This window comes from Streptococcus sp. LMAG:39 (assembly GCF_008680485.1).
GTDB lineage: Bacteria > Bacillota > Bacilli > Lactobacillales > Streptococcaceae > Streptococcus > Streptococcus pasteurianus.
Map to the genome: position 1 here is coordinate 1,116,386 of NZ_NALE01000001.1, position 12,174 is coordinate 1,128,559.

Consider the following 12,174-nt stretch of genomic DNA (forward strand, 5'->3'; position numbering starts at 1 on the left):
TACCTACTGAATATTAATTGTAATATAACTTAGTGCTGTACTTGTTAATGCAGAAGTATCAACTTCTTGTCCATCAATGGTTACTGTCACACCTTCAGTAACCCCCAAAGTAATTAAAGAACTTGTTGTTCCAGAAGGAAGCACTGCAGTGTAACTTGTTGTTCCAGTTGATGAAAGAAGCGTCCCAGAGTCATTAGATTCTGAATTTGTCACAGATACCCAACTACTGTTTGCACCAGATAAGCTAATTTCAACAGTTAAACTATCTGTCACATTTGACAAATTTACCGTCAAGCTGTTACCACTTCCTTCAGTGGACATTTTCAAAGAAGTATCTTCCTTAGAAGATGATGACTCACTTGTTGAAGAAGCACTTTCTGAGGATGTTGAGTCTGTCGTTGTTGCACTACTACTATGAACAACGGAGTAGCTTGTACTTGCATTCTTGCTATCACTTTGTAATTGATTCCAAGTCACGAAAGAAACAAAAGCTAAAATTCCCAAGGCTACCAAACAAAGCATCACAATCGGAAGATAAGAATTTGTTTTTTCCTTTCCTTTGTAGCGGCTTGAGCGTGAACCAATAATGATACTATCATCGCTAACTGATTTTGCAATGCTAATTGTTTCATCTTGTGGTGTTTTCACAATGCTCTCAATATTAGTAGTAGATTCTACTACATGCTCTTCTTGCTCCTCATCTGATGAACCAACTTCTTGCTCATGATATTTTTCCAACAAATCAGCAGTGTCAAGCTCAACAGCTTCGCCATATTGTTGTAGGTAAGTTTCAACCTTATCCTTAGGGATTAATTTAAATTGTTCAAGCTCCAAAGCCAAAAGATGTGGCGAAGGAATCGCTGCTTTTTCTTCAACATCTTCTAATGTCAGGTGTTTTGCCACCCGAGCTTCTCTTAAAATCTCACCAATCGTTTGTTCTCTCATGCGGTTTTCCTTTAATAAAATGTAATCAAGTCTATTATAGCAAATTTTAGAAAGTATTTCGATTTATTTTGGTAAGATTGTGAATTCTGTTGCATCAGCATGTGCTAAGAAATCATTACCGATTTTCAAGACTTCTGCAAAACCCAACGTTGCTAATATTTTTGGAACATCTAAATAAGTTTCATTTGCTGATAAATGATTAATAAATTGTGCTGATAAGTTATCAATAGAATCTAAACTTTTGAAGAAATCTCCATACAGTTCCTTTTTGACAATTTCAAAGTGTTTTTCTGATAAGTCATCCAAATTGCTTGATTGGGATACTTTATTCAAATATTGACAGATATTATTTGCCATCGCAATTGGTTCCAAAGTATCTAAAGAAATAATCAAAAACTGAAAATCTGGACAAACTTCAATTTCAAAATCAAAAGAGTCATCAATCTGTCCACTTTCATAAAGCTGCTGATAACGTTTTGATGTCCAGCCAAGCAACATGGTAAAGAATAATCGCAACGCCAATTCTTGACGTAAACTTGAAGTTCCCTTGGGCAACTGTGCTCCTCTATAACCAATTGCCAATTTAGGTTGAGTGACATCCATTTGAATATTCTTTTTCGGCACTACCTGCTCATACACCAAACCTTGTCGCTTAACAACGTGTTTTTTACTTGCCTTTTCTTTTTGCTCTTTTTTGATTTGATTAAATAGCAAGTCCTTATCGAAATTTCCAACAAGCAACAATGTCATTTCCTGTGGAGAGTAGAAAATACTGTGATTCTCTTTTAAATCTGCCACCGAAATATTTTCAATACTTTCTTGCGTGCCAGCAATATCTTGAGCAAGGGCAGTGTTAGGATATAAATTTTCAAGAATTCCTTGATAGAGACGGTAGTCTGCATCATCTTGATACATGTCAATTTCTTGATCAATAATATCTTTTTCACGCGTAATAGAGGCTTCTGTAAAGGAGGTTTCTGATATAAACTGCTGAAGAAGTGTCACATTTTCTTCTAGGTTGTCAACCGCAGAAAAATAGTAGCAAGTCTTGTCAAATGTTGTAAAGGCATTACTATTTGCTCCCGCATTAGTAAATAGCTCCGCAACATCCTGACCATCTTCCAATTCAAACAATTTATGCTCTAAAAAATGAGCAATCCCCTCGTTGTATTCTTTGGGCTGTCCATCATATGTAAACTTTGTGTCAAGAGAGCCAAAATTTACAATCATCATTCCACAACTTTCTTGAAAATCTTGTTTTGGAATCAAAAAAATTTTCAATCCATTTTCTAACTCAGCCGAGTAAATTTTTTCATTTATTTCTGAAAAAATTTGCTCCTTTAATTCCGTCATTTATTTTCCCTCCAAAAAATAAAGCGCCTGTAATTTTACTTTTCTTGTGAATCTTAAAACATCTTCTTTACTAACATTGTCAATTTTGTCAATCATCTTATCAACACTAAAATCACCTGTAAGATACTGATGATTGTAGTCACGTTCAATGATTACTCTTGGGGAATCACAAGCCAATTTTAAATTAACCTTCAACATTTTTTTCGTTTGTTTTAAAAGTGATTCAGAGAAGCGCCCCATCTTAATATCCGAAAATTGTTTATTGATTAATTGAAGTGTTTTATTTCGGTTTTTCTTATCAATTCCAGCGTAAACATTCAGTAAACCTGTGTAAATATCGAATTGACTTCCTATGGTATATGCCAAGCCTTCTTTCTCACGTAATTCTGTAAACAGACGAGAATGAGCAAAACCTCCAAACAGCCCATTAAAGACTAGTAGTGTAAAGTATTCTTCATCTTGATAACGTATTGGAAAATGATAGCCTAGCTGTAAAACTGATTGATTAACATCTTTTGTTTCAAATTGTTGTCTAATAACATTTGTGAATTCTTGTTGGTAGTCAAATATTAAATCTTTATGACGTTCTTCAAATGGAAAACGATTAAACAACTGTAGCATACGATAATCATCAAACTCACCTAATAAAAAGATGTCTAAACGGTCTTCCCGCAACATTTTCTGAAATTCCTGAAAAGCCGTGTAAGAATTTTCAGTAGCTACTAATTCAGCTGTTCCATATTTTGAAGTTTGAAAAGCAGAATCTTCATAAAAAAGTTTCCTAAGCCCCAACTCACTGCTATAAAAACTATCGTCTTTATCAGCGTTCAAATAATTAATCAAATTGGTCTGCTCGATATTAAAAAGTTTAGACTGATACTGCTCAACCGTCACAAGTGGAGAAAATAAATTTTGGTAAAGAAAATCAATCATTTCTTCCAACAGATTTTCATCTGTCATTACAAATTGATTTTTTATAAAAGCCAACTCAATGTCAACGATATGGACTAGTCCCTTGGTTGACACTTTGGTTGACAACGTTGCACCATAAAGACTAGCTAAACGCTCTCTAAAACGCTGAGCTGTTGGATATTCCGCATTGGCTGTCGCTAAAATTTGCGCGACTAAAACACGTCGCGCAACCGTCTTTTGACTAAAGTCACCAGAAAAACGAAAAGTTAGGTGATTCATTTTAAATTTTTCACTTTTGATAAGATGTAATTCAACACCCTCAACTAATTTCATTGCAAATTCCTTACTAAAAAACACATTATTAGCTAAAATTATACCACGTTTATGTTATAATTACTTGAATTATAAAATGGAGAAAACAATGGAATACAAATTATTTGATGACTATATCACATTACAAGCATTACTAAAAGAACTTGGTATTATCCAAAGTGGTGGGGCTATAAAAGGGTATTTAGCAGAAACAACTGTTCTTTTTAATGGTCAAGATGAAAAACGTCGTGGCAAAAAAATTCGTATCGGCGATACCATCACCATTCCCGAAGAAAATGTTGAGATTCAGATTGTCGAACCAACATCAGCTGAAAAACAAGAGCACCTAGAAGCAATTGTTGAAAAAGAACGTGTCGCTGCCATTGTCAAAGAGCTCAATCAGAAAAATAAAAAAGTTAAAAAACAAAATCAAGGAAAAACAAAACAAACAACTGAACGTAAACCCGTTCGTTTCCCAGGAACTTAAGCATGTGGATTCAAAAAATAACGTTAAAAAATTATCGTAACTATCTGACTAGTAAGCTTGAATTTTCTCCTGGACTTAATGTTTTCATCGGAAAAAATGCCCAAGGAAAAACAAATTTCTTAGAAGCAATTTATTTCCTTGCTCTTACCCGCAGCCACCGCACACGAACAGACAAAGAGTTGATTCATTTTGATGCCAAAGAACTTCTGGTTTCTGGTATTTTACAACGTTCAAGTGGTACTGTTCCTTTAGATATTAGTCTTTCAAGTAAGGGACGTGTTACAAAAGTTAATCATCTAAAACAAGCTAAGTTATCAGACTATATTGGTGTAATGACCGTTGTTCTTTTTGCACCTGAAGATTTACAACTCATCAAAGGCGCTCCAAGCCTTCGTCGAAAATTTATTGACATTGATTTAGGGCAAATAAAGCCGATTTATTTAGCTGATTTGTCTAATTATAATCACGTGCTAAAACAGCGTAATACTTATCTTAAAACGGCTGAAAAAGTTGATACTGATTTTTTAGCTGTGCTTGATGAGCAATTAGCTGATTTTGGTAGCCGTGTCATGGAACATCGTTTAGATTTCATTTCTAATTTAGAAAAAGAAGCCGACCGCTATCATTATGCCATTTCAAACGGCATTGAACATCTTAGTATCCATTATCTGTCATCTGTTTCCTTCCAAGAAAAGGATGGCATTAAGCCAAACTTCTTAAAAGCTTTACAGAAAAATCATCAGCGTGATATTTTCAAAAAAAATACAAGTGTTGGTCCTCACCGCGATGATTTGGAATTTTTCATCAATGATATGCCAGCAAATTTTGGCAGCCAAGGTCAGCACCGTAGCTTAATCTTATCACTAAAAATGGCTGAAATTGAGTTAATAAGAACAGTAACTGGTGATTATCCTATTTTGCTTTTAGATGATGTCATGAGCGAGCTTGATAATTACAGACAAACCGAACTCTTAAAAATGATTATTGATAAAAACGTTCAAACTTTCATTACAACAACAAGCCTCGACCACCTATCACAGCTTCCGGACGAGTTAAAAATCTTTACAGTTAATCAAGGTAACATTCAAGAAAATTAAAAAGCTGGCGTTTGCCAGCTTTTTGTTATGTTTACAGATAAGTTGACAATATTGTCAACGATTAATAAGACTTGACAACTCCTAGTAAAACAGCACCAAGAACAAAACAAGCAATACCAATTGCCAACCAACGTGTTTCTTTACGTGTTTTTGTTTCACCAAGGAAAAGAATACCACCCATGATAGAAATAACAACACCTAATTGTGAGAAGCTAAAAGCAATAGCTAAACCAGCTTTAGCAGCAGCTAATAGCATGAAGATATTACCAACACCCCACATCAAACCAACGATAGCATTTTTGATAACAACTGTTTCAAATTTAACGTTGAATTTCATGAACATCATTGCACCAATAACCATACCAACAGCCATTGGGAAGATAACTGCCAACGCATCAAATTTCATGATGTTGTTGAATAAGATTGTGTAAGAAAGGTAACCAACAGTAGAATAAGTTAAAGCACGGAAACCTTTCCCAAAATCGGTCAATTCACTCGTTTCAACTTTTTCAGCATCTTGTCTACTTGTAAAATAAAAACCAATGACAAGCAAAAGTAAAGCAATAATACCAAGAGTATACTGAACAGGTTTACTCCACTCACCAAAGACGATAGCTCCAATTAAACTACCGAAAACTAATTGAGCACCACTTGATAATGGATTCCCCACAGAAACACCCATGTATTGCATAGCACGGAATTGACCATTTTGCCCCATAGACCAAAGCATACCACCAATAATTCCAAATCCCCAGAGTGATACTGACATTTCGGGTTGGACAAATAGCCAAACAACAAAAGCAAATAGAAGCGCTCCAATAGTCATTCCTAATGTTTGTTGATCTGGTTTACCACCAATTTTATTGCTGACAAAACCAATACTTCCCCACGCAACCATGGGAATCAATGCATATAAAATACCTTGCATTTTTTCTCCTTTACAATATTTTTACAATTAAGTAAACATTATTTACAATATTGTAAATATAAAAATAATCGTTTATTTTGTGTGAAAACGTTTTTCAGAAAAATAAAAGAAATTTTCATTTTTAAAACGAACACAGCTTTATATTCTACCACAATTACTATCACTTTGTAAAGGCTATCAAAAAATCCCTGACAAGCATAAGCCCTATCAGAGATTTTCTTAATTAAATATTTTAGAAATTAATGTACGGAATAGTTTGGTGCTTCATTTGTGATTTGAACATCGTGCGGGTGGCTTTCAATTAAACCAGCGCCTGACATCTCAACAAATTGAGCTTTTTCGTGCAGTGCTAAAATATCCTCAGCTCCAACATATCCCATACCAGCGCGAATACCACCAAGCATTTGGAAGACGATATCAGCTGCAGCACCTTTGTAAGCTACACGCCCCTCAATTCCTTCTGGAACAAGTTTGTTAGCTTCATTGACTGAGCCTTGGAAGTAACGATCGCTTGATCCTTTTTTCATAGCTGCAATTGATCCCATACCACGGTATGTTTTAAATTTACGACCTTGGTAAATTTCAGTTTCACCTGGTGCTTCATCTGTACCAGCAAACATAGAACCAAGCATTACAGCATTACCACCTGCTGCTAAGGCTTTAACAATATCACCTGAATATTTGATACCACCATCAGCAATAATTGTTTTGCCATATTCACGTGCAACAGCTGCCGCATCATAAATAGCTGTAATTTGAGGAACACCAACGCCTGCTACGACACGTGTTGTACAGATTGAACCAGGACCAATTCCGACTTTAACAACATCAACACCAGCTTCGTAAAGCGCACGAGCTCCTTCTGCAGTAGCGACATTACCAGCAATCAACGTACGTTCTGGGAAGTGTTGACGAATTTCAGCAATTTTACGAAGAACACCTGCTGAATGCCCATGTGCAGTATCAATAACAATGGCATCAGCACCAGCTTCAAAGAGTGCTTCAGCACGTTCAAAGGTATCTGATGTGACACCCACAGCACCTGCAACTAAAAGACGACCAAATTCGTCCTTAGCAGCATTAGGGAATTCAATAACTTTTTCAATATCTTTGATAGTGATAAGACCTGACAAACGTCCTGCTTCATCAACCAGAGGAAGTTTTTCAATACGATGTTCATGAAGAATACGTTCAGCAGTTTCCAAATCAGTTCCAACAGGAGCTGTAACCAATTTTTCACTTGTCATGTGTTTAGAGATTGGTGTGTGATAATCTGAAATGAAACGCATATCACGGTTGGTAATGATACCAACTAATTCACGATTTTCAAGAGTTTCAACAATTGGAACACCACTGATACGATAACGTTGCATCAATTCTTCTGCTTCTGAAACAGAATGTTTTGGTGTTAAGAAGAAAGGATCAATAATAACACCGTTTTCTGAGCGTTTTACTTTACGAATTTCTTCAGCTTGGTCTTGAATAGACATGTTTTTATGAACAACACCTAGACCACCCGCACGTGCAATTGCAATCGCCATTTTACTGTCAGTTACAGTGTCCATAGCAGCTGTCACGATAGGAATGTTCAATGTCAAATTTTTTGCAAGTTTTGTTTGCATATTAACTTCATTTGGAAGAACATGACTTTCAGCAGGAATAAGTAATACGTCATCAAAAGTGTAACCTTTTTTCAAAAATTTAGTGTCCCAATTTGACATTAAATAACCCTCTTTTCTATGTATTTGTAGGGGCTTTCAGCCCCCCAGCTAATTTTTTATTGTTACTATAATAACACGCCAGAATCATTTGTCAATAAAATAAATTCAATTTTTTTCCAAATTATCTTTTAAAAAAACATAGTATTTTCTACCCATTATTAGACTGAATATTTTTGTAATTATCATTTATTTTAAATGGTAATTACAAAAATAAAAAACTCCAAAGTAAAAATTGTTACTTTAGAGTTTCACTTTAATTTAGAAGTAATTAATTCCCATAGCAGCTTTAACTTCTGACAGTGTTTGACCAGCAACTTCACGCGCTGCTTCACTTCCTTTTTCAAGCATACGGAATACTTCACCCATGTCTTTTGCATATTCTAGGCGACGTTCACGGATTGGTGCCAATTCACGTTCAAGAATATCAAGCAAATAACGCTTTGTTTTGACATCGCCAAGACCTCCGCGTTGATAGTGTTCTTTCATGGCTGCAATTTCAACTTGGTCTTCTTCACGTCCAAAAATATCAAGATAATGGAAAACCATATTTCCTTCAATTTGTCCTGGATCTTCGACACGAACATGATTAGGGTCTGTGTACATGCTCATTACTTTTTTACGAACAGTATCAGCATCATCAGACAAATAAATACCATTTCCAAGAGATTTAGACATTTTAGCATTACCATCTAACCCTGGTAAACGACCAGCTGCTTCATTTTCAGGAAAAATACCTTCTGGCTCAACCAAAACATCTGTTTTATAAGTATGATTGAAACTGCGAACGATTTCACGTGTTTGTTCAATCATTGGTTTTTGGTCATTTCCAACTGGCACATAATTCGCTTTAAAAGCTGTAATATCCGCAGCTTGAGAGATTGGATACACCAAAAATCCTGTTGGAATTGAACTTCCAAATCCTTTTTGTGCAATCTCTGTTTTTACAGTAGGATTACGTTCCAAACGTGCCAATGATACCAAGTTCATGTAGTACATGGTTAATTCAGCTAATTCAGGAATCTGACTTTGAATGAAAATCGTAGATTTCGCTGGATCAAGCCCTACTGATAAGTAGTCCAATGCTACATTTCCAACTGATTCTCTGATAATTTCAGATTCCTTAGCGTGGTCTGTCAAAGCTTGTTGATCTGCCAAGAAAACAAACATATCGTATTTATCTTCATTTTGCAATAACACACGATTTTTTAAACTACCGACATAGTGTCCTAAGTGTAACTTACCAGTTGGACGGTCACCTGTCAAAATAATTGGTTTTACCATTCTATCACCTCAAAATTAATTTCAAATAAAACACCCCCACGTAGCTATAAACTACGTGAGGGCGTTCTCAATACGCGGTACCACCTCAATTGATAGAAAATTTTCTACCATCTCTTACCACTATTAAAAGTTCACAGATAAATGCAAACATTATTTTCCATTATATATATCAGCCCATTCATGCAAGGGTACTACTGATTTTCAGCACCATCAGCTCTCTAAAAGTACGCGTCTACATTACTCTTCTGAATCTTCTTCATTTTATGAAATTCTAGAAACTTTGTCAAGCTAATAGCTATTTTCCTAGGAAATTCTCGCTTTCTTAGAAAGAATAATTATACAGTTTCTTCGGGAATTCCTTTTTAATAAAATTAAAAAAATGAGAATTATACATCGTAATCAACTTTCTCTCACATAAATCTTGACGAGTATCTTCTTCTTTGCAATAATAGAATCGTTTGTTATAAAGAAGAGGATTATTATGAAGAAAAAATTAATTGATTTTGGGCTCGTTACAGTAGGAGCCTTTATTGCTGCTATCGGTTTTAACAGTTTTTTCCTAGAGAATCACATTGCATCTGGTGGGGTTGTTGGTTTAGCTGTTAGTTTGAAAGCTTTATTTGGTTGGAATACTGGGAATTTTGTTATGATTTCAAATTTTCCACTCCTTATAGCTTGCTGGCTTTTCCTAGGGAAAGAGACATTTGTAAAAACCGTTTATGGGTCATGGATTTATTCTATTTTTGTTAAACTAACTGAAGGTGTGCCAAATTTAACAGACAATCCTTTGTTAGCTGCGCTTTTTGGAGGTATTATTTGTGGTTTTGGTTTAGGGGTTGTCTTTTGGGGAAATTCTTCAACAGGTGGAACAGGTATTATCACCCAAATTCTCCATAAATACACACCACTTCCTCTTGCCGTTGCAATGACAATCGTTGATGGTTGTAGTGTTGCGATGGGATTTGTCGCCTTTGATATTGACACAGTTATGTATTCTATTATTGCATTGATTACGATTGGTTATGTCGTTAATAGCATGCAACTTGGGGTCACTTCATCACGAAATATCATGATTGTTTCACCTAAGAATGATTTAATCAAACATTATATTTCTACGAAAGCAGACCGTGGGGTCACTGAAATTCCAGTTACTGGTGGTTATTCAGGTGAAAATCATACCATGCTAATGACAACTGTTTCTCGTCAAGAAGTTCCTCGTTTAGAAAAAAATATCCAAAAAATTGACGAAACTGCCTTTATCGTCGTTATGCCTGCTACACAAGTTATGGGACGTGGATTTAGCCTCAAAAAATACTATAAACTTGACGAAAAAGACATCATTTTACCAATGTAATGCAAAGCCTCGCTTTCTCTGATTGAAAATTGGGGCTTTTTCATGTACAATGAAGCTTATAGATAAATATTATGAGGTGAAAAATTGCTTACAGTTTCTGATGTATCACTACGTTTCAGCGATAGAAAACTATTTGATGAGGTTAACATCAACTTTACAGCTGGAAATACCTATGGTTTAATCGGTGCCAATGGTGCAGGAAAATCAACATTTTTAAAAATCTTGGCAGGAGATATTGAACCAACAACAGGTCATGTTTCCCTTGGTCCAAATGAACGCTTATCAGTTCTTCGTCAAAATCACTTTGACTATGAGGAAGAACGTGCTATTGATGTTGTTATTATGGGAAATGAACGTCTTTACAACATTATGAAAGAAAAAGATGCTATCTACATGAAACCTGATTTTTCAGATGAAGATGGTGTCCGCGCTGCCGAGTTAGAAAGCGAATTTGCAGAGCTTGGCGGTTGGGAAGCCGAAAGCGAAGCTTCTCAATTACTTCAAAACTTAAACATTCCAGAAGATCTTCATTACCAAAACATGAGTGAATTAGCCAATGGTGATAAAGTGAAAGTCCTTCTTGCCAAAGCTCTTTTTGGTAAACCTGACGTCCTTCTCCTTGACGAACCAACCAACGGTCTTGATATTCAATCTATTTCTTGGTTAGAAGATTTCTTGATTGACTTTGAAAATACTGTTATTGTCGTTTCCCATGACCGTCACTTCTTAAATAAAGTATGTACGCACATGGCTGACCTTGATTTCGGTAAAATCAAACTTTACGTCGGTAACTACGACTTCTGGAAACAATCTTCTGAGCTTGCTGCTCGCCTACAAGCAGACCGCAATGCTAAAGCAGAAGAAAAAATTAAAGAATTACAAGAATTCGTGGCACGTTTCTCTGCCAATGCTTCTAAATCAAAACAAGCCACATCTCGTAAGAAAATGCTTGATAAAATTGAATTAGAAGAAATTGTTCCTTCTAGTCGTAAATACCCATTTATCAACTTCAAAGCAGAACGCGAACTTGGTAAAGACCTTTTAACGGTTGAGAATTTATCCGTTAAAATTGATGGAGAAACTGTTCTTGATAATATCAGCTTCATCCTACGTCCAGGTGATAAAACAGCTTTCATTGGACAAAACGATATTCAAACAACAGCTCTTATGCGTGCTTTGATGGATGACATAGAATACGAAGGTACTATCAAATGGGGGGTCACAACTAGCCGCTCTTATCTTCCAAAAGATAATTCACGTGACTTTTCCTCTGGTGAATCAATTCTTGAATGGCTTCGTCAATTTGCTTCTAAAGAAGAGGACGATAACACATTCCTTCGTGGATTCCTTGGACGCATGCTTTTCTCTGGTGACGAAGTTAACAAATCAGTTAGCGTATTGTCAGGGGGAGAAAAAGTGCGCGTGATGCTTTCTAAATTGATGCTCCTCAAATCCAACGTTCTTGTCCTTGATGATCCAACAAACCACTTAGACTTGGAATCAATTTCAAGCTTGAATGATGGGCTGAAAGATTTCAAAGAATCTATTATCTTTGCAAGTCATGACCATGAGTTTATTCAAACACTTGCTAATCACATTGTCGTGATCTCAAAAAATGGGGTTATTGACCGTATCGATGAAACTTATGATGAATTTCTTGAAAATGAAGAAGTTCAAGCCAAAGTTAAAGAACTCTGGAAAGATTAATTTATTAATAATTTCCTGACGTTTACACAAACTTTACAATATATAGAAAAGAAACAGGTTGGGATAAGCTATCTCAA

Annotated in this window: 10 protein-coding genes and 1 other annotated feature; of the genes, 4 read left to right on the forward strand and 6 right to left on the reverse strand. The window is 35.6% G+C overall.

Features of this window, described 5'->3' with window-relative positions; all coding sequences use genetic code 11:
• Positions 1–3: 3 nt before the first annotated feature.
• The 3 genes from CCC20_RS05520 to yfmF all read right to left on the reverse strand — a co-directional run bounded on the left by CCC20_RS05520 (position 4) and on the right by yfmF (position 3,543).
• On the reverse strand, positions 4–945 hold the full coding sequence (locus tag CCC20_RS05520; protein ID WP_003067002.1) for a helix-turn-helix domain-containing protein: 942 nt from the start codon (positions 943–945) through the stop codon (positions 4–6).
• Positions 946–1,008: 63 nt separating this feature from the next.
• The gene (gene yfmH / locus CCC20_RS05525) at positions 1,009–2,298 is read right to left on the reverse strand and encodes an EF-P 5-aminopentanol modification-associated protein YfmH (RefSeq protein ID WP_003067004.1); all 1,290 of its coding nucleotides are present in this window, start codon (positions 2,296–2,298) and stop codon (positions 1,009–1,011) included.
• Positions 2,299–3,543: an EF-P 5-aminopentanol modification-associated protein YfmF gene (gene yfmF, locus CCC20_RS05530; protein WP_041972964.1), complete on the reverse strand. Its 1,245-nt coding sequence runs from the start codon at positions 3,541–3,543 to the stop codon at positions 2,299–2,301. It lies immediately after the preceding gene.
• A gap of 88 nt (positions 3,544–3,631) precedes the next feature.
• Between yfmF and yaaA the strand changes: the two genes are divergently transcribed.
• Together yaaA and recF are read left to right on the forward strand one after the other, a co-directional pair.
• The gene (gene yaaA, locus CCC20_RS05535) at positions 3,632–4,009 is read left to right on the forward strand and encodes a S4 domain-containing protein YaaA (RefSeq protein WP_270619764.1); all 378 of its coding nucleotides are present in this window, start codon (positions 3,632–3,634) and stop codon (positions 4,007–4,009) included.
• A 2-nt stretch (positions 4,010–4,011) separates the two neighbouring features.
• A complete protein-coding gene (recF, locus tag CCC20_RS05540) occupies positions 4,012–5,106 on the forward strand; it encodes a DNA replication/repair protein RecF (RefSeq protein ID WP_285394584.1) in 1,095 nt (364 codons plus the stop codon).
• A gap of 61 nt (positions 5,107–5,167) precedes the next feature.
• Here the strand turns inward: recF and CCC20_RS05545 are convergent, their stop codons facing one another.
• From CCC20_RS05545 to trpS, 3 genes are all read right to left on the reverse strand, one after another.
• Positions 5,168–6,034: a GRP family sugar transporter gene (locus CCC20_RS05545; RefSeq protein WP_058692589.1), complete on the reverse strand. Its 867-nt coding sequence runs from the start codon at positions 6,032–6,034 to the stop codon at positions 5,168–5,170.
• Positions 6,035–6,273: 239 nt separating this feature from the next.
• Entirely contained in the window at positions 6,274–7,755 is a 1,482-nt protein-coding gene (guaB, locus tag CCC20_RS05550) for an IMP dehydrogenase (protein ID WP_003067014.1), read from the reverse strand.
• Positions 7,756–8,013: 258 nt separating this feature from the next.
• On the reverse strand, positions 8,014–9,036 hold the full coding sequence (gene trpS / locus CCC20_RS05555; protein WP_013852368.1) for a tryptophan--tRNA ligase: 1,023 nt from the start codon (positions 9,034–9,036) through the stop codon (positions 8,014–8,016).
• A 54-nt stretch (positions 9,037–9,090) separates the two neighbouring features.
• Positions 9,091–9,293, reverse strand: a binding site (T-box leader).
• Positions 9,294–9,517: 224 nt separating this feature from the next.
• On the opposite strand from trpS, the gene CCC20_RS05560 reads away from it, so the two are divergent.
• Both CCC20_RS05560 and CCC20_RS05565 read left to right on the forward strand, forming a co-directional pair.
• On the forward strand, positions 9,518–10,390 hold the full coding sequence (locus tag CCC20_RS05560; protein ID WP_003067016.1) for a YitT family protein: 873 nt from the start codon (positions 9,518–9,520) through the stop codon (positions 10,388–10,390).
• Positions 10,391–10,474: 84 nt separating this feature from the next.
• On the forward strand, positions 10,475–12,097 hold the full coding sequence (locus tag CCC20_RS05565) for an ATP-binding cassette domain-containing protein (RefSeq protein ID WP_058692590.1): 1,623 nt from the start codon (positions 10,475–10,477) through the stop codon (positions 12,095–12,097).
• The last annotated feature ends 77 nt before the right edge of the window (positions 12,098–12,174 follow it).